The organism is Alphaproteobacteria bacterium (genome assembly GCA_041396705.1).
In the GTDB taxonomy this organism is placed as follows: Bacteria; Pseudomonadota; Alphaproteobacteria; order CALKHQ01; family CALKHQ01; genus CALKHQ01.
This window is the reverse complement of record JAWKYB010000003.1, coordinates 507,856-526,191: the sequence shown is the minus strand read 5'-3', so window position 1 is coordinate 526,191 and position 18,336 is coordinate 507,856. Positions and strand designations below refer to the sequence as shown.

Genomic DNA, 18,336 nt, shown 5'->3' with positions numbered 1-18,336 from the left:
GCGGTCGGCCGCGGCGTTGCTGCCGCGATGAGCGTCGCCGCCGTCGATCCGGCCGGCGGCAGCGGTGCGCTGCGGCGTTTCCTGACCCGACACGTACTGATGTCGGAGTACCTGGTGCTCTATGTGAGCGTCCTGTACTTCTTCGCCATCTGGCCGTTCGTGCCGGAAATGGCCACCGCGAACACGGCGGCGAACATCCTCTCTGCCATGCTGCCGCTGCTGGTGGTGGCGATCGGGCAGACCATCGTGCTGATCATCGCCGGCATCGACCTGTCGGTGACGGCAGTGATCGCGACCACCAGCGTGGTCGGCGCCTCGATCATGACCGGCGACGGCGGCTATCTCGGCGGCTCGGCCCTCGCCGTGCCGGTCGGCATCGTCGCCTTCCTGGCGATCGGCGCGCTGGTCGGTCTGTTCAACGGCGTGTGCAGCACCAGGCTGCACATGCCCTCGTTCATCGTCACGCTGACCACGATGATGTTCTTCGCCGGCGCGGCGCTGTGGTACACGACCGCCCACACCGAGACCAGCAGCATCGCCAACCTGCCGGCCGCCTTCATCGCCATCGGCGGCGGCGACGTCGGCGGCATCCCGAACGCGCTGTGGGTCGCCCTGGTCGTCGCCGTCGCCGCCCATCTGCTGCTCAGCCGCACCCGCTTCGGCCAGTGGCTGTACGCGATCGGCCGCAACCGCGAGGCGGCGCGCATCTCTGGCGTACCGGTGGACAAGGTCATCATCTGGGCGTTCGTGCTGTGCGGCACGCTGGCCGCGCTCGCCTCGATCCTCTACACCGGCCGGCTGGAAACCGGCACACCCGTGCTCGGCAAGCGGATTCTGCTCGACATCGTCGGCGCGGCGGTGATCGGCGGCACCAGCCTGTTCGGCGGCAAGGGCAAGATCCTTTGGACCGTGTTCGGCGTGCTGTTCCTGTCGATGATCAACGCCAGCCTGGACCTGATCGGGCTCGGCCACGACTTCGCGGTCGGCGTCAAGGGCGCGGTGATCCTGCTGGCCGCCGTCATCGACGCCGCGCGGCAGCGCATCCTGGCGCGGTAGCCGTCGTGACCGGAACCGCCGCAAGCCAGGCCGCGCCCGCCGCCCCGGTGCTGACCATCGAGGGGCTGAACAAGAGCTTCTTCGGCGTCCGGGTGCTGTTCGACGTCGGCCTGAGCCTGGCGCCCGGCGAGGTGCTCGGCCTGGTCGGCGAGAACGGGTCCGGCAAGTCGACCACCATGAACATCCTGGGCGGCATCCACGCCCGCGACAGCGGCCGCATCGTGCTGAACGGCGCGCCCTATGCGCCGCGCAGCCCGCGCGACGCGCTCGCCTCCGGCGTCGCCTTCATCCACCAGGAGCTCAATCTGTTCGAGAATCTGAGCATCCAGGAAAACATCTTCGTCGGCGACTTCCCGCTGGTCGGCCGCTTCCTGCCGTTCATCCGCCGCAGCGAGATCGCCGCGCGCACCCGCGCGGTGCTGGAGATGGTCGACCTCGACGTCGCGCCGGCGACGCCGGTTTCCCGGCTGAGCCAGGGCGAGCGCCAGCTGGTCGAGATCGCCAAGGCGCTGGCCGCCGGCGCCAGGGTGATCATCTTCGACGAGCCGACCACGTCGCTGACCAAGAAGGAAAGCGCGCGGCTGTTCGACATCATCGCCCGGCTGAAGGCGCAGGGCATCGCGATGATCTACATCAGCCACATCCTCGGCGACGTGAAGGCGCTGTGCGAGAGCATCGTGGTGCTGCGCGACGGCGCCGTCGTCGGCAGCGGCCGGGCCGCCGACCTGTCGATCGACGCGATCATCTCGATGATGGTCGGGCGCGAGATCGGCCAGCTGTTTCCGCCGCGCGCGCCGTGCCTGACCGCCGAGCCGCTGCTCGAGGTCGCGGGCGTGAGCCAGCCCGACGTGGTGCACGACATCGGCTTCACCCTGCACAAGGGCGAGATCCTGGGCATCTCCGGCCTGATGGGCTCCGGCCGGTCGGAACTGGCGCGAATCCTGTTCGGCCTCGACCCGCATGCGCACGGCACGATCCGGGTCGAGGGCAAGGACTATGCCGCGGCCGGGCCGATCGAGGCGATGCAGCGCGGCATCGCCTTCCTGACCGAGGACCGCCGGGCCGAAGGGCTGATGATGGAGGCCAGCATCAGCGACAACATCGCCCTGCCCTCGCTCGGCGACTATGCCGGCCGCTTCGCCGGCTGGCTGCGCCGGCCGCAGCTGACCGCCGAGGTCACCCGCTCGGCCGACCGGGTCAAGATCAACACGCGCGACTATGTGCGCATGCTGGTGAAGAACCTCAGCGGCGGCAACCAGCAGAAGGTGGTGCTGGCCAAGTGGCTGATGCGCGCGCCGGCGATCTTCATCCTCGACGAGCCGACGCGCGGCATCGACGTCGGCGCGAAGTACGAGGTCTACAAGATCATGAACCAGATGGTCGCCGACGGCGCCGGCGTGCTGTTCATCTCGTCGGAGATGGAAGAGCTGATCGGCATGTGCGACCGGATCATGGTGATGAACCGCGGCGAAATTGCCGCGGTGCACGACCGCGCCGCGTTCAGCAGCGAGAAGATCATGGAATCCGCCCTGTGGGGCGGCCTGGACGCCGTGCAATGACCGGCCGCGCCGCACCGCAAGGGGCCGACGGTCCGCTCGCGCGGCTGGCGGCGGCGACGCAGGACCCGGTGCGGATGCAGCTTCTGCTGCTGCAGCTGTCGCCGGTGATCCTGTTCGCGATCGTGGTGCTGATCTTCAGCCTCGCCGCCGACCGTTTCCTCAGCCTGCAGACGTTGAACAACGTCGTCATCCAGGCGGCGCACATCGCCATCATCGCGATCGGCATGACCTTCGTGCTGCTGACCGCCGGCATCGACCTGTCGGTCGGCGCGATCATGTATGTGGTGGTCGCCATCGTCACCCTCTACCTCGGCGACCTGCCGCTGATCCTGTCGTTCCCGATCGGGCTGCTGGTCGGCTTGGCCTTCGGCTGCCTGAACGGGTTCTTCATCGTGGTGGTGCGGGTCGCGCCGTTCATCACCACCCTGGCCACCCTGTTCATCGGCCGCGGCGCGGCCCTGTTCATGACCGACACCGCGATGGTGTTCGCCAACGACGACGTGCTGACCCTCGGCCAGACCGACTGGCTGGGCCTGCGCTCGTCGATCTGGGTGTTCCTGGTGGTGTTCGCGATCGCGTTCGTCGTGCTGCGCTCGACCCCGTTCGGCCGCCAGGTCTATGCGGTCGGCCAGGACCCGGCGGCGGCGGCGAAGGCCGGCCTGAAGGTGCAGGCGATCCTGTTCAGCGTCTACGCGCTGTCCGGCGTGTGCGCGGCGATCGGCGGGCTGGTCTCGCTGACCCAGGTGGCGGCGGCATCGTCGACCTTCGGCTTCCAGAAGGAGTTCCCGGTGATCGCGGCCGCGGTGCTGGGCGGGACCAGCCTGTTCGGCGGGCGCGGCACCGTGATCGGCACCGCCTTCGGCGCGCTGCTGATCCAGACCGTCGAATCCGGCCTGGTGATGGCCAACTCCGACCCCTACGCCTATCCGCTGATCACCGCCGGCATCATCTTCCTCGCGGTGCTGGTCGACGCCATGCGCACGCGCACCGCCGCGCGGCTGAACCGGCGCAAGATCCGCATCGACGATCCGGGCGAGCGGGCGGCCTGACGAAACACGGGAAGGGGGGCGCAGCATGGCGAAGCAGGTCCTGCGCGGCGGGCTGATCGGGTGCGGCTTCTTCGCGCGCAACCACCTGAACGCCTGGAAGGCAATCGGCGAGGTCGCGCTGGCCGCGGTGTGCGACCGCGACCGGGCCAAGGCCGACGCCGCGGCGCGCGACTTCGGCGTGCCGGCCGCCTATGACGACGCCGCGGCGATGCTGGCCGGCGAGCGGCTGGATTTCGTCGACATCGTCACCACCATGCCGACCCACCGTCCGCTGGTCGAGCTGGCCGCCCGCCACGGCGTGGCGGCGATCTGCCAGAAACCGTTCGCGCCGGCGCTGGACGACTGCGTCGCCATGGTCGACGCCTGCGCGGCCGCCGGCGTGCCGCTGATGGTGCACGAGAATTTCCGCTTCCAGACCCCGCTGTTGGCGGTGCAGGAGGTCGTGCGCGGCGGCCGGATCGGCGAGATCTTCTTCGGCCGCATCTCGTGGCGCAACGCCTACGACGTCTACAAGGGCCAGCCCTATCTGGCCGAGGAGGAGCGCTTCGCCATCCTCGACCTCGGCGTGCACGTGCTCGACGTCGCCCGCGTGCTGCTGGGCGAGATCGACCTGCTGAGCTGCGTGTCGAACTCCGTGCATCCCGGCATCAAGGGCGAGGACAGCTTCGCCATCCTCACCCGCCATGCCAACGGCGCCGCCGGCTTCGTCGACGTCAGCTATGCCAGCCGGCAGGACCCCGACCCGTTCCCGCAGACTCTGGTCGAGCTGGACGGCACCGCCGGCAGCATCCGGCTGACCGCCGGCTACGAGATGAAGATCGTCGACGCCGCCGGCACCGAGCGCCGCAACGTCTGCCCGGCGGTGCTGCCCTGGGCGACGACGCCGTGGCACGGCCCGCAGGAAAGCGTGCTGAACACCCAGCGCCACTTCGCAGCCTGCCTGCTGGCCGGCCGCGACGCCGACACCTCGGGCCGCGACAACCTGAAGACCTTTGCCGCCTGCGAGGCCGCCTACGAGTCCGCCGCGACCGGCCGGGCCGTCGTGCCGGCGTTCCGCTGATCGCCGTGCGGTCAGGCCTCGACGGAATTGCCCGGATGCCGGTTCCGCCCGCGCACCAGCCAGATCGGGCGGCTGGCCCAGTGCATGACGACGCCGTTGCCCATCACGTAGTCGGGCGTGTCGCGGTCGTAATGCGACGTCGCCGGCATGTAGCGGAACACCATCGCCCGCCGCGGCCGGTCCGACCGGTTCGGCTCCGAGCCGTGCACCAGGTGCACGTCGTGGAACGAGACCGCGCCCGGCTCCAGCACCACGTCCTCGGCCGTCTCGGCGTCGAGGCTGGACAGGTCCAGCACGCTGTCCAGCGCCAGCGCCTTGTCGCCGTCGCGCCGGTGCGACAGCAGGCCGTCGCGGTGCGAGCCGGGAATCACCCGCAGGCAGCCGTTGCCGCGGTCCGAGCGATCGATGGCGATCCAGGCGGTGCAGGTGGCCATCGGCCGGATCGGCCAGTACTGGCCGTCCTGGTGCCAGGGCACGGTGGCGCCGGTGGCGGCCGGCTTGCAGAAGGCATGGCTGGACCACAGGATGATGTCCGGCCCGATCAGCTGCGCCACCGCCTCGAGCAGCAGCGGATGGCGGCCGATGGCGAGGAACTCCGCCCGCAGCGCGGCCGGCGTGTTGAGCCTGCCGCCGGCACCGCCGGGCACGTGCGGCACGGCCAGGTCCTCCGGCCGCACCTGCGGGTTGGCCTCGATCAGCGCGTCGACGGCGGCGGCGAGGCGGGCCAGCGCGTCCGCCGGCAGGCGCAGCCGCGGGGTCACATAGCCGGCCATACGGTAGCGGGCGACCTCGCCGGCGCGCAGCGGCCCGGTTGCGTCCGCGCCGCCGGTTGTCGGGTCCGTCCGTGCCGCTGTCGCCATGCCGGTCCTCCACCCGTTCCGCCCGGCCGCCGAAGGACGCGGCGGCACGGCCGGACCAGTGTCTACGACGCGGTATTTCGGCGCAATTGCGAAGTCGCTGCGACGATTGACAGGCCCGATGCCACGGACCAGCATGACCGGACCCGCATCGCAGGCGCCGCCGGGCGCCGCACCAACCGCGAGCGGCAGGGGGAGGAAATATGACGGCACGGACGCTCAAGGCGCAGGCCGCGACGCGTGACCTGAAGGTCGGGCATTTCATCGTCGAGTTCGCCACGCCCGGCATCGGCCACATGCTGAAGAACTGCGGCTGCGAGTTCGTGCTGTTCGACACCGAGCACAGCGGCTTCCACCACGAGACCATCAAGGCGGCGCTGCGCTATTTCGAGGCGGCGCAGGTGCCGGCGATCGTGCGGGTGCCGTCGAAGTCGTACCACCACATCGCGCGGGCGGCCGACATGGGCGCCGAGGGCATCATGCTGCCGATGGTCAACGATGCGGCCGAGGCGCGGGCGATCCTCGACTGCCTGAAATACGTGCCCGACGGCCAGCGCGGCGTGGCGCTGGGCATCGCCCACGACGCCTATTCGGGCGGGCCGGTGATGGACAAGCTGGCCGCCGCCAACCGGCGCACCACGCTGTTCGCCCAGATCGAGACCGCGGCCGGGGTCGAGAATGCCGACGCCATCGCCGCCACCGACGGGGTCGACTGCCTGTGGGTCGGCCATTTCGACCTGTCCTGCTCGCTGGGCATTCCCGGCCAGTTCGACAGCCCGAAGTTCCTGGCCGCGATCGACCGCGTCACCGCCGCCTGCAAGGCGCACGGCAAGGCCTGCGGCCGGCTGGTGCCCGACGTGGCGACCGCCGCCGACTACAACGCCAAGGGGTTCGACTTCATCTGCTATTCGGGCGACGTCTGGGTCTACCAGGCCGGCCTGAAGGCGGGGGTCGACGGCATCCGCGCCGCCTGTGCCGGCAACTAGGGCCGGGCGGCCCGCGACCCCGCGACCTTTCCTGGAGCAGAGCTGCCGATGACCAAGTTCCGCGTCGCCCTCAGTGCCGACTTCAAGCGCGCCGACGGCTCGCCCGCCTATCCCGACTTCGACCTGACGCCGCTGACCGGCAACCCGCAGGTCGAGATCGGCTTTGTCGCGCCGGTCGACGGGGTGATGCCGGCAGCCGCGCTGGAGGACTATGACGCGCTGATCCTGCTGGTGCCGAAATTCACCGCGGAGAGCGTGCCCAGCGGCGGCCGGCTGGCGCTGGTCGCCCGCTTCGGCGTCGGCTACGACTCCGTCCAGGTCGGCCCGTGCACCGACGCCGACATCGCGCTGTGCATCACCCCCGACGGCGTGCGCCGCCCGGTGGCGGTGTCCATCGTCACCTACGTGCTGGCGCTGAGCCAGAAGATGCTGGTCAAGGACCGGTTGGCGCGGCAGGGCCCCGACGGCTGGGCGCAGCGGTCGGAGCACATGGGCACCGGCCTGATCGGCAAGACGCTGGGCCAGCTCGGCATCGGCAACATCGGCGCCGAGGTGTTCCGGCTGGCCGCCCCGTTCGGCATGGGCTTCATCGCCCACGACCCGTTCGCCGACCCGAACCTGGCCAAGGAGCTGGGCATCCGCCTGGTGTCGCTGGAGGACCTGTTCCGCGAGTCCGATTTCCTGTCGGTCAGCTGTCCGCTGAACGACCAGACCCGCGGCATCGTCAATGCCGAGCGGCTGGCCCTGATGAAGCCGACCGCCTACCTGATCAACACGGCGCGCGGGCCGGTGGTCGACCAGGCCGCGCTGACCGACGTGCTGCGCCGCCGCGCCATCGCCGGCGCCGGGCTGGACGTGTTCGAGGCCGAGCCGACGCCGGCCGGCGAGCCGCTGATGGACTTCGACAACGTCATCGTCAGCCCGCATTCGCTGTGCTGGACCGACCAGTGCTTCGCCGGGATCGGCGCCGCCGACGTGGCCGCCGCGCTGGCCGTGATGCGCGGCGAGGTGCCGCGTGGTATCGTTAACAGCGGGGTGACCGAGCGGGCCGGCTGGCAGGCCAAGCTTGCCGGCTACCGCCAGCGCTTCGGCGGCTGACGCCGCCGCGGCGAGACAGTGCAGGCAGCGGCCTGAACGGACGGTGCCTACGGAAAGACGAGCCGGTGCAACGGCCGTCGCAATGGGAGGAGAGGACAATGCGCAGACGAGACTTCCTGATATCGGCGTCGGCTGTCGCCGCCGGCTCGACGGTGCTGGGCCGGGCGCGGCAGGCCCGCGCCCAGGCCGCGCAGACCGCGGTCGACGCCGCCAAGCAATATGCCGGCAGCGAGATCAGCATCGTGTGGGAGGCCGGGTTGCAGTCGCTCGACCCGCTGAACTTCTCCGGGCCGAAGTGGGAAGAGGCGACCGGCATCAAGGTTAACGTGATCGAAGTGCCGACCGCCGAGATGTTCACCAAGATCCTGCAGGAACACCGCGCCGGCACCGGCGCCTATGACGCGCTGAACGTGATCCCGGCCTGGATGCCCGACCTGGTGCGCGCCGGCGCGCTGGAACCGCTGGACGCCTATGTCGACCAGTACGGCTTCCGCGACGAGCTGCAGACGATCGCGCCGGTCTACCGCGACAACCAGATGATGGTCGACGGCACCATCTACGGCTTCCCGGACGACGGCGACGTGTTCCTGATGTACTACCGGACCGACGTGCTCGGCGACCCGGCGATCCAGGCCGCGTTCAAGGCGCAGCACGGCTACGACCTGCCGGTGCCGCCGACCACCTGGAAGGAGTTCGACGACGTCGGCTCGTTCATCTCGGCGCACACCGGCAACGCGCCCTATGGCGCGGCCTTTTTCCGCGATGCGCCCTATGCCCAGTTCATGTTCCAGGAGCGCTTCCGCAACGAGGGCGGCAGGTTCTTCGACGCCGACACCATGAAGGCGACGGTCAACTCGGCCGCCGGGCTGAAGGTGTTCACCGACTGGCTGGCCGAGAACGAGTGGATGCCGGCCGGCGTGCAGACCTGGGGCTTCGTCGAGAACCTGGCCGCCTTCCTGCAGGGCGACACGGCGATGACCATCTCCTGGCCGCCCTATGGCCGCTGGGCCGCCGGCTACGGCACCGACCAGGAGGCGCTGTCGTGGGTGCCGCAGTCGACCATCGCCGGCAAGGTCGGCTATGCGGTACCGCCGGGCGGCCACCCGCAGCTCGCCGCTGGCTTCGCGCTGTCGGTCTCGGCCTCGTCGCGGCAGAAGGAGGCGGCCTATCTGTTCATCCAGTGGCTGAACTCCGAGGAGATCAGCCTGCAGCGGGTGCAGCTGCCCTATGCGCTGCGCGATCCGTTCCGCGACAGCCACTTCACCTCGGAGGAGTACAAGAGCCGCTGGGGCGAGGCATCGCAGTATCTGGCCGCGCTGAACGAGGGCGCGATCAACGGCCTGCTCGACCTGTCGATCATCCAGACCGATCGCTACGAGGAGGCGCTGCGCCAGGGCATCTCGCGGCTTTGGGCCGGCGAGGACCCGCAGGGGATTCTGGACGACATCGCCGCCGCCTGGGACGAGATCACCGACCGGATCGGCGTCGACGCGCAGAAGGCGGCCTACGCCTCCTGGGCCTCGAATGCGGCTGCCTATCCCGGCTGAGCCGCGCTATCGGAAAAGGCCGGCCGCCTGCCCGGCGGCCGGCCGCCTGCCTTGAAGACGACCCCCGATGAGCGGTAACGGCGCGCGGCGCGGCGGCCGGGCTGCGAGCGAGGGCGCCGCTGCCGGCGGCGACCGCTTCGGCCTGTGGGTCGACCGCAACTTCAAATACCTGATGATCTTCCCGGCGGTGACGGTGATCCTGTTCATCGGGCTGTTCCCGGTGATCTACACCCTGATCATCAGCCTGCAGAACCGCACCATGATGGAGGACGATTCCTCCTTCCACGGGCTGGTGCACTACGGCTATCTGCTGGGCGACGCGCGGTTCTGGGAATCGCTGGCGCACACCATGATCTTCGTCGGCGTCGCGCTGCCGACCGAGCTGATCCTCGGCCTGGCGCTGGCCTATCTGTTCCTCGACCGGCTGCCGGGCAAGCGCGTCTTCGTCGCGCTGCTGGTGCTGCCCGTCGTGGTCTCGCCGATCATCGCCGGCGCCACCTGGCGGCTGATGTTCGACAACCGCTACGGGCCGATCAACCAGGTGATCGGCTGGATCACCGGCGAGGAGACCACGCTGTTGTGGCTGGTCCAGCCGGAACTGGTCTATCCCGCCATCCTGATCGCCGAGATCTGGCAGTGGACGCCGTTCATGTTCCTGCTGCTGCTGGCCGCGCTGTCCAACGTCGACCAGAGCCAGCTTGAGGCGGCGGAGATCGACGGCGCCAGCTTCTGGCGCAAGTTCACCAAGGTGGTGCTGCCGGCGATCTGGCCGGTGATGGCGATCGCCGTGCTGATCCGCGGGCTGGACCTGTTCCGCCTGTTCGACGTGGTCTGGGCGCTGACCAAGGGCGGGCCCGGCACGCGGACCGAGACCTTCTCGATCTACGCCTATGTCCAGGGTTTCCAGCAGTTCGAGACCAGCTACACCTCGGCGATGGCGCTGGTGGTGATCCTGCTGCTGGCGACCACGGTCACCATCGTCCTGCGCCGGATGGAGATCGACCGATGAGGGCCGGCCGCGGTTCCGGCCTGGCGCTGCGCTTCGGCGTGGCGGTGCTGGTCACCCTGTTCTTCCTGTTCCCGGTCTACTGGCTGGCGATCATCTCGTTCAAGACGCCGGACGAGATCTTCGCCTTCCCGCCGGTGTGGTGGCCGGAATCGATCCAGTTCGCCAACTACGCGGTGCTGTTCAAGGACGGCGACGCGGTGACGGTGTGGAACAGCCTGGTGATCGCCACGATCTCCACCGTCGCCGCCATGGTGCTGGGCACGATGTGCGCCTATTCGATCGCCCGCTTCCGCACCGGCGGCAACTTCTTCTCCGACTGGCTGCTGTCGAACCGCATGATCCCGCCGATCGTGATCGTGTTCCCGATCTTCCTGCTGTTCGTCGAGTTCGACATGGTCGACAGCTATGGCGGGCTGATCCTGCTCTATACCGCGTTCAACCTGCCCTACGTGGTCTGGATGATGCGCGGCTACATCCAGGACATCCCGCTGGAGCTGGAGGAATCCGCGCTGGTCGACGGCTGCACCCGCTGGCAGGTGTTCGTGCGCGTGGTCTGGCCGATGGTGCGCGGCGGGCTGTTCGCCACCGCCGTCTTCACCTTCGTCTTCGCCTGGAACGAGTTCATCTTCGCGCTGGTGCTGAGCCGCAGCGAGATCACCACCTTCCCGGTGCAGGTGACCCACTATTTCGGCGGCCAGTCCAACTTCTGGGCCAAGATCGCGGCGATGAGCGTGCTCGGCACCGTGCCGATCTTCATCGCGGTCGCGCTGCTGCAGCGCTTCCTGGTGCGCGGGATATCGATGGGGGCGGTGAAGGGCTGAGATGGCAGACGTAAGACTGGCCGGCGTCCACAAATACTACGACAAGGTCCACGCCGTGCGCGGCGTCGACCTGGACATCGCCAACGGCGCGTTCGCCGTGCTGGTCGGCCCGTCCGGCTGCGGCAAGTCCACCCTGTTGCGGATGATCGCCGGGCTGGAGGACATCGACCAGGGCGCGGTGCATATCGGCGGCCGGCTGGTCAACGACCTGCGCCCGCGCGACCGCAACATCGCGATGGTGTTCCAGAACTACGCGCTCTACCCCTATCTCGACGTGTTCGAGAACATCGCCTTCGGACTCCGGGCCCGCAAGGTGCGCGACGCCGAGGTGCAGCGCCGGGTGCGCGAGGCGGCGGACCTGCTGAACATCGGCGAGCTGCTGCAGCGCAAGCCGCGCCAGCTGTCCGGCGGCCAGCGCCAGCGCGTCGCCATCGGCCGCGCCATCGTGCGCGACGCCGACGTGTTCCTGTTCGACGAGCCGCTGTCGAACCTGGACGCCCAGTTGCGCGACGAGATGCGGGTGGAGATCAAGCGGCTGCACGGCGAGATCGGCAAGACCATGATCTACGTCACCCACGACCAGATCGAGGCGATGACGCTGGCCGACCGCATCGTGCTGCTGAACGGCGGGGTGATCGAGCAGCACGGCGCGCCGCTCGACCTGTTCGAACGCCCGGTCAGCCAGTTCGTCGCCGCCTTCCTCGGCTCGCCGCAGATGAATTTCGTGCCGGTGCGCTTGGCCGTCGACGGCGCCGCCGCGGCAGTGCGCTGGAGCGATGGCCCGGCGCTGGCGGTGCACGGCGCCGACCCGGCCGCACTTGCCTCCCATCACGGCAGGGCGCTGACCCTCGGCATCCGGCCGGAGCACATCGGCCGCCTGCACGACGGCGCCGCCGCGCGGCCCGGCCAGCAGCCGGTGGAGGTGGAGATCGACCTGGTCCAGCCGACCGGCAGCCGGCTCTACGCGACCTTCAAGCTGGGCGAGACCGAGGTGACCGCCGAGCTCGCCGCCCACGACGTGCAGCGCGCGGGCGAGCGGGTGACGGTGTGGCTCGACATGGCGCGCGCCATCCTGATCGACCCGGACAGCGGCCGGGTGGTCGGCTGAACGCCGCGACGAAGCGAAAGGACGCAACAATGCCCCAGGCCCCATCGCTGGACGTCGTCTACTACGGCACCGACGAGCCGGTACCGGCGCCGCGGACGGTGCGCGCCGGCCCGGTCTCGGCCAGCTTCGACGGCGGCAACCTGCGCTATCTCAAGGTCGGCGACGTCGAGATCATGCGCGCGGTGCAGTTCATCGTCCGCGACCGCAACTGGGGCACCTACGCGCCCAAGCTGGACAACCTGACCGTCGAGGAGAACGGCGGCGGCTTCCGCATCGCCTTCGACGCGCTGTGCGCCGATGCCGAGCAGCGGCTGGCCTATCGCGCGGTGATCGAGGGCCGGTCCGACCGCATCGTGTTCAGTGTGCGCGGCAGCACGCTGACCCCCTTCGTCACCAACCGCACCGGCTTCGTCGTGCTGCACGCGGTCGAGGGCGTGGCCGGCGCGCCGTGCCGGGTGACCCACACCGACGGCCGGGTCGAAGAGTCGCGCTTTCCCGAGCTGATCGACCCGATGCAGCCGTTCATGGACATCCGCAGCATCGCGCACGAGCCGGCGCCGGGGCTGAAGGTCGGCTGCACGATGACCGGCGACGTCTACGAGATGGAGGACCAGCGCAACTGGTCCGACGCCTCGTACAAGACCTACATCCGGCCGCTGGCGCTGCCCTGGCCTTACGAGCTGAGCAAGGGCACCGCGCTGGAGCAGTCGGTCACGGTCGAGATCCAGGCGCCGGCCGGCGGCGGCGCCGGCGGCGGCGGCGGACCGGTCGCTGTGACTCTGGACCGCGCCGCAGCGCGGCCGATGCCGAAGCTGGGCCTCGCCGTCTCGCCCGACAGCGTTGCGGAAGCGCTGGCCCACGCCGCGCTTGCCCGCGCCATCGGGGCGGAACACCTGGTCTGCCATGTCGACCTGCGCGACGACCCGGAAGCCGGGCTGCTGCGCGACTACCGCGCCCTCGCCGACGCCCTGGGGGCGAAGCTGGTGCTGGAGTGCGTGCTGCCCTGCGCCGGCCCGGACGGCAAGCCGACCGCCGACGTCGGCGTGATGCAGGCCGATGTGGCCCGCCTGCGCGGGCTGGTCGAGCAGGGCGGCGCCAGGCCCGACCTGGTGGTCGCCAACGCCGCCTGCGACCTGAAGTCGACCCTGCCCGGCAGCGTGTTCCCGCCCTGCCCGACCCATGCCGAGATCGCGGCGGCGATCGCCGCCGCCTTCCCCGGCGTGCCGCAGGGCGGCGGCATGCTGGTCTATTTCACCGAGCTGAACCGCAAGCGCCCGCCGACCGCGCCGTTCGCCTTCATCACCCATTCGACCTGCCCGATCGTCCATGCCGGCGACGACCTGTCGGTGATGGAATCGCTGCAGGCGCTGCCGTCGATCATGATGTCGGCGCAGGTGCTGGCCGGCGGCCTGCCCTATCGCATCGGCCCGACCGCGATCGGCATGCGCACCAACCCCTATGGCGCCAAGACCGCCGACAACCCCGCCGGCGGCCGGGTGGCGATGGCGCGCAACGACCCGCGCCAGCGCGGGCTGGCCGCGGCGGCCTGGGCGATCGGCTATGCCGCCCGTGCGCTCGCCCACGGCGTCGACGCGCTGTGCCTCGATGCGCCGACCGGCCCGTTCGGCGCGATCCACACCCGCCAGCCGTGGCCGACCCCGTGGTACGACGACGCCGCCAATGGCGCGCAGGTCTATCCGGTGTTCCACGCCCTCGCCGGCATCGGCGCCGCCGCCGGCCGGGCCATGCCGGCCGTCACCGCCGCGCCGGGCCGGCTGCAGGGCTTCGCCGCGTTGCGCGGCGATGGCGCCACCGACCTGTGGCTGGCCAACCTGACCGGCGAGGCGCTGTCGGTCGATCTCGCCGCCTGCGGCACGCCGCAGAGCGTCGCGCTGATCGACGAGACCACATTCGCCGCGCTATGCATCCGGCCGGACGGCTTCGAAGGCCTGGCCGCGCCGGCCGGCGGCGCCGTGCTGGCGCTGCGGCCGTTCGCCTGCGCCCGGGTGCGGCTGGCGGCCTGACCCGCGATGGCCTTGCCCGCGTTGCCGGCCCGCCGGCTGACCGGGCGGGTGGCGCTGGTCACCGGCGCCGCCCGCGGCATCGGCCAGGCCATCGCCGACCGGCTCGCCGCCGAGGGCGCGGCGGTCTGGTACACCGACGTCGACGCGGCCGAGGTGCAGACGGCGGCGGCGCGGGCCGGCGCGCCCGCGGTCGCCCGCCCGCTCGACATCACCGACCGCGCCGCCGCCGACCGGCTGGTGGCCGAGATCGACGCCGCCCATGGCCGGCTCGACATCCTGGTCAACAACGCCGCCATTCTCGACATCACCGCCTACCTGGACCTGAACGAGGACGATTTCCGCCGGGTGCTGGACGTCAACCTGACCGGCGCGCTCAGCTGCGTGCTCGCCGCCACCGACCTGCTGGCGCGCGGCGGCGGCGGCCGCATCCTCAACATCGCCTCGATCCTCGGCCTGTTCGGCGCGCCGGCGTCGCTGCCCTATGCCGTCGCCAAGGCCGGCATCGTCAACATGACCCGCTGCCTGGCGGTCGAGCTTGCCGACCGCGCCATCACCGTCAACGCGATCGCACCCGGTTTCGTCGACACCCGCATGGCGATGGCGCCCGACGGCAGCCACGAGCACCGCACCGAGGCGTTCACCACGGTCTACCTGCAGCACAAGAAGCTGCCGCTCGGCCGCCCCGGCCTGCCCGAAGACATCGCCGGCCCGGCCTTCTTCCTGTGCAGCGACGACAGCGCCTACGTCACCGGCCAGGTCCTGCTGGTCGACGGCGGCGTCTCCGCCACCTTCTGACCCGCGCGGCAACAGGATGCGTCCTTCGAGACGCCGCCCGATGGGCGGCTCCTCAGGATGAGGTGCGGCGGTGGGTGGCATCGCCGCGCGCTGCGGGCATGCACGTCGGACGCGAAGCCCCGCCCGCCGCAGAACCGCGCGGCATCCATCGAACGCGACGCCCCAATCGGCGCCGGCGGCACACACCCACCCCGCCTCATCCTGAGGAGGCGCGGCGGTGGGTGGCATCGCCGCGCGCTGCGGGCATGCACGGCGGACATCGGACGCGAAGCCCCGCCCGCCGCAGAACCGCGCGGCATCCATCGGACGCGACGCCCCGATCGGCGCCGGCGCCGGCGCCGGCGGCACACACCCACCCCGCCTCATCCTGAGGAGGCGTCCGCAGGACGCCGTCTCGAAGGACGCAACCCCGCCGATCCCGCCGCCGCAGCGCCCGGCCGGGCCGTTACAGGCGCATGCGGAAGTCGTTCCCGCCGCTGCGGTCGGTGCCGCTCATCAGGAACAGCGTGCGGTCGGCGTGGTCGCGCAGGCCGTTGGCGCGCGCCATCTCGCTGGCGAGCGCGCGGTCGAACACCGAGGTGGTCGGCATGAAGCGCAGTGTCATGCCGCGGCGCGGCCGGCCGGAGCGGTTGGCCTCCGAGCCGTGGGCCAGGTAGACGTCGTGCAGCGACATCTGGCCGGGCGCCAGCACGATGTCGACCGCGCGTTCCTCCGGCGCCTCGGCGTCGACCAGCTGCTGGTTCAGCGACAGCGTGGGGTCGTCGTTGCGCTGGTGGTGGAACAGCTTGCGCGGCCGGTGCGAGCCGGGCAGCACCCGCAGGCAGCCGTTCTCGGTGGTCGAGGCGTCGACCGCGATCCATACCGTGCAGGTCGCCAGCGGCCGGATCGGCCAGTATTCGCCGTCCTGGTGCCACGGCGTCTTGCGGCCGACATGGGCCGGCTTGGCGAAGAAGCTGGAGTTCCACAGCGCGAAGTCAGGCCCCAGCACCTGGCCGACCATGGCGACGATGGCCGGGTCGCGGGCGACGTTGAGGAAGCCCAGGTCGTGGGCCAAAACGGCCGGGCAGTAGTCGGTGAACTCGGGATGGCGCGCGATCAGGCGGTCGTGGCGGTCCTTGATGTCGGCCAGTGTGTCGTCCGCCACCCGGTAGTCCGGGACGACGAAGCCGTCCTCGTGATAGCGCGCGACCTGTGCCTCGCTCAGCATCCTCCGGCCCTCCCCCGCCTGATTGCGTCCGCCGAACTACATCACCCCGAACGTCTCGAACGCCTCGACCGTGCTCATGCCGGCGCGGATCGCCTCGGCGACACGGTTCTCGCCCGCCACTTTCTCCAGCGCGCGGGCCAGCGCCTCGTCCTCGGCCGCCCGCGGCACCGCGACGACGCCGTCGAGATCGCCGACGATCAGGTCGCCGGGGGCGATGCGCACGCCGCCGATCTCCACCCCGACGCGGAAGTCGACCACCTTGCCGCGGGCGCCCTGGTCCTGGCCGTAGGAGCCGTGCGAGAAGGTCGGGAAGCCGAGCGCGAGAATGCCGCGGGTGTCGCGCGAATAGCCGTCGACCACCACGCCGGCCGCGCCCAGCGCCTGCGCCCGCGTCGCCATCAGCTCGCCCCACATCGCATAGGCGCTGCGGGTGCCGGAGGCGAGGTAGACCTCGCCGGGCTTGAGGTCGTCGAGCGCCTGCAGCATCAGCCCGAACGGCCGGCCGCCGAGCGGGCCGGCGCCCTGCTCGGCATCGGCGAAGAAATCGGCCTCGATCACCGGCATCGCCCGGCCGACCACCGCCATCTCCGGCGCCAGCGGCCGGATCTGCGGCGGCAGGAACTGGTGCAACAGCCCCATTTTGTCGAGCACGTCGCCGATCACCGAGGAAAACAGGGCGCGGCGGACCAGGGCCAGCCGCTCGGCGTCGTCGGCGGGAAGCGCGGCCATCGCCCGGCTCACTCCGCCGCCGCCAGCCGCGCGGCGACCGCACTGTAGCCGACGCGCCCGGCCGGGTCGGCGAAGCCGGCCGCCGCGATGTCGCGCAGCACGATGCCGAGCACATCGTCGCGCCGCGCCTTCATCGCCGAATCGGCCAGCAGCAGGAAGAACAGGTCGCGCTGGGCATGGCTGCCGCCCATCAGCCACAGCATCCGCCGCGCCGGCAGCAGCAGCTCGATCACCCGGCCATGGTCGCCGGCGCGGTGCGCGATCGCCGCCTTCGCCGCCGGAATGCCGGCGATGGCATAGCGCGGCGCCAGCGTGCCGTCGTCGTCATGGGCGAAGCGCTGCATGGCGTCGACCAGCGTCGCCGCCTGGCCGTCGTGGCCTGTCGCCGCCAGGATCGCGGCGAAATGGGCGCTGGTGAACGGGCTGGTGTGGTCGCCGATGCGGTTGAGCGTCAGCTCCGCCAGCTCCGCCCAGCGGTCGCCGACGTCGACGCCGCGCAGCTCCAGCCGCAGCAGCATCGAGGCGCCGTTCTGCAGGTCGATATAGAGGTCGGGCACCGCCTGCAGCAGCGGCAGGTCGCGGTTGCGCACCCAGCGGTCGTAGATGCCGAGCACCGCGTCATAGTCCCTCAGTTCCAGGTGGAACAGGCAGCGGTGCCACCATAGATGCAACTGCATCTGGTTGGCCTCGGCCCAGTTGTCCTTCAGGCCGTCCAGCCAGTCCACGCCCTCCGCATAGCGCCCCTCCATGATCAGCACGTGGGCGACGGCGTGGGTGCCCCAGACGTCGGTGGGGTCGATCCCGACCGCGCGGCGGGCCAGCGATTCGGCCGCGGCGAAGTGATGGGTCTCCTCCAGGTCGAAGGCGCGGCAGGACAGGTGGATGCCGTAGCTCGGCACGTCCGGCGTCCAGTGCGGGTGGACGGCGGCGGAGATCGCGGCCGACCACGCCATCTCGCCGATCCAGAACAGCTCCATCTGCGCCAGCCGCTGGGCGAACAGGTCGTGCGGATGCTGCTCCAGGATCAGCTCGTAGCAGGCCACGCTGTCGGCCAGCGCGCCGCGGTGCACGGCCTCCAGCGCCGCCAGATACAGCCGCTCGCGCGCGGTCATCCGCGCCGCCGCCGCCTGCGCCGCCGCGACCGCCTGGCCGATCTTGCCGCGATAGTGGGCGTTGCGCGCGCCATGCAGCACCAGCCCCAGCACGACGTGGCCGAAGCCGAAGCCCGGGTCGGCGGCCAGCGCGGCCTGGATGTTGGGCATGATCGCCGCGCGCCAGTGCAGGAAGTTGTGAATGGCCAAGTCCAGCGCCCGCGCCGCCTCGGCGCTGTCGGTGGTCATCGGGTGGCCGCGTTCGTCGCGCTGCATGGCGTCCCTCCTCGCGCCGGCGATCGCCGGCCGCCGCGTCGTTGGAGGACAGCCTAGTCGGCCG

The 18,336-nt window shown here is 70.8% G+C and carries 16 protein-coding genes; 12 read left to right on the top strand and 4 right to left on the bottom strand.

Annotation, left to right across the window (positions count from 1 at the left end; genetic code table 11):
- The first annotated feature begins 27 nt into the window (after nt 1-27).
- The 4 genes from R3F55_05930 to R3F55_05915 are packed head-to-tail and all read left to right on the top strand — an operon-like array spanning nt 28 to nt 4,724.
- Complete coding sequence (locus tag R3F55_05930) at nt 28-1,056, top strand: ABC transporter permease (GenBank protein ID MEZ5666960.1); 1,029 nt, start codon at nt 28-30, stop codon at nt 1,054-1,056.
- Between the two features lie 5 nt (nt 1,057-1,061).
- Nucleotides 1,062-2,615: a sugar ABC transporter ATP-binding protein gene (locus R3F55_05925; protein ID MEZ5666959.1), complete on the top strand. Its 1,554-nt coding sequence runs from the start codon at nt 1,062-1,064 to the stop codon at nt 2,613-2,615.
- The gene (locus R3F55_05920; protein ID MEZ5666958.1) at nt 2,612-3,664 is read left to right on the top strand and encodes an ABC transporter permease; all 1,053 of its coding nucleotides are present in this window, start codon (nt 2,612-2,614) and stop codon (nt 3,662-3,664) included. Before R3F55_05925 ends, R3F55_05920 begins: the two co-directional genes overlap by 4 nt.
- Before the next feature lie 25 nt (nt 3,665-3,689).
- Complete coding sequence (locus tag R3F55_05915; protein ID MEZ5666957.1) at nt 3,690-4,724, top strand: Gfo/Idh/MocA family oxidoreductase; 1,035 nt, start codon at nt 3,690-3,692, stop codon at nt 4,722-4,724.
- Between the two features lie 11 nt (nt 4,725-4,735).
- Here R3F55_05915 and R3F55_05910 read toward each other — a convergent pair whose 3' ends face one another.
- The gene (locus R3F55_05910) at nt 4,736-5,584 is read right to left on the bottom strand and encodes a phytanoyl-CoA dioxygenase family protein (GenBank protein MEZ5666956.1); all 849 of its coding nucleotides are present in this window, start codon (nt 5,582-5,584) and stop codon (nt 4,736-4,738) included.
- A gap of 200 nt (nt 5,585-5,784) precedes the next feature.
- On the opposite strand from R3F55_05910, the gene R3F55_05905 reads away from it, so the two are divergent.
- The 8 genes from R3F55_05905 (at nt 5,785) to R3F55_05870 (ending at nt 14,969) form a co-directional block, all read left to right on the top strand.
- Nucleotides 5,785-6,567 carry an aldolase/citrate lyase family protein gene (locus R3F55_05905; protein ID MEZ5666955.1) on the top strand — a complete coding sequence of 261 codons (783 nt, stop codon included), beginning with the start codon at nt 5,785-5,787 and terminating at the stop codon, nt 6,565-6,567.
- 48 nt (nt 6,568-6,615) lie between these two features.
- Nucleotides 6,616-7,665: an NAD(P)-dependent oxidoreductase gene (locus R3F55_05900; protein MEZ5666954.1), complete on the top strand. Its 1,050-nt coding sequence runs from the start codon at nt 6,616-6,618 to the stop codon at nt 7,663-7,665.
- 98 nt (nt 7,666-7,763) lie between these two features.
- A complete protein-coding gene (locus tag R3F55_05895; protein ID MEZ5666953.1) occupies nt 7,764-9,212 on the top strand; it encodes an extracellular solute-binding protein in 1,449 nt (482 codons plus the stop codon).
- A gap of 67 nt (nt 9,213-9,279) precedes the next feature.
- Nucleotides 9,280-10,221, top strand: a complete 942-nt coding sequence (locus tag R3F55_05890; GenBank protein ID MEZ5666952.1) for a sugar ABC transporter permease — start codon at nt 9,280-9,282, stop codon at nt 10,219-10,221.
- On the top strand, nt 10,218-11,042 hold the full coding sequence (locus R3F55_05885; GenBank protein ID MEZ5666951.1) for a carbohydrate ABC transporter permease: 825 nt from the start codon (nt 10,218-10,220) through the stop codon (nt 11,040-11,042). The genes R3F55_05890 and R3F55_05885 overlap by 4 nt, the downstream gene beginning before the upstream one ends.
- A 1-nt stretch (nt 11,043) precedes the next feature.
- Entirely contained in the window at nt 11,044-12,150 is a 1,107-nt protein-coding gene (ugpC, locus tag R3F55_05880) for a sn-glycerol-3-phosphate ABC transporter ATP-binding protein UgpC (GenBank protein ID MEZ5666950.1), read from the top strand.
- 29 nt (nt 12,151-12,179) lie between these two features.
- The gene (locus R3F55_05875) at nt 12,180-14,174 is read left to right on the top strand and encodes a hypothetical protein (GenBank protein ID MEZ5666949.1); all 1,995 of its coding nucleotides are present in this window, start codon (nt 12,180-12,182) and stop codon (nt 14,172-14,174) included.
- Between the two features lie 6 nt (nt 14,175-14,180).
- Nucleotides 14,181-14,969 (top strand): SDR family NAD(P)-dependent oxidoreductase, encoded by a 789-nt coding sequence (locus R3F55_05870; protein MEZ5666948.1) that lies wholly within the window; start codon nt 14,181-14,183, stop codon nt 14,967-14,969.
- A gap of 445 nt (nt 14,970-15,414) precedes the next feature.
- On the opposite strand, the gene R3F55_05865 is transcribed toward R3F55_05870, so the two are convergent.
- Genes R3F55_05865 through R3F55_05855 form a run of 3 tightly spaced genes read right to left on the bottom strand, consistent with a single transcriptional unit; the run spans nt 15,415 to nt 18,272 of the window.
- On the bottom strand, nt 15,415-16,176 hold the full coding sequence (locus tag R3F55_05865; GenBank protein MEZ5666947.1) for a phytanoyl-CoA dioxygenase family protein: 762 nt from the start codon (nt 16,174-16,176) through the stop codon (nt 15,415-15,417).
- Nucleotides 16,177-16,212: 36 nt separating this feature from the next.
- The gene (locus R3F55_05860; protein ID MEZ5666946.1) at nt 16,213-16,905 is read right to left on the bottom strand and encodes an RraA family protein; all 693 of its coding nucleotides are present in this window, start codon (nt 16,903-16,905) and stop codon (nt 16,213-16,215) included.
- Nucleotides 16,906-16,913: 8 nt separating this feature from the next.
- On the bottom strand, nt 16,914-18,272 hold the full coding sequence (locus tag R3F55_05855) for a tetratricopeptide repeat protein (protein MEZ5666945.1): 1,359 nt from the start codon (nt 18,270-18,272) through the stop codon (nt 16,914-16,916).
- Nucleotides 18,273-18,336: the final 64 nt, after the last annotated feature.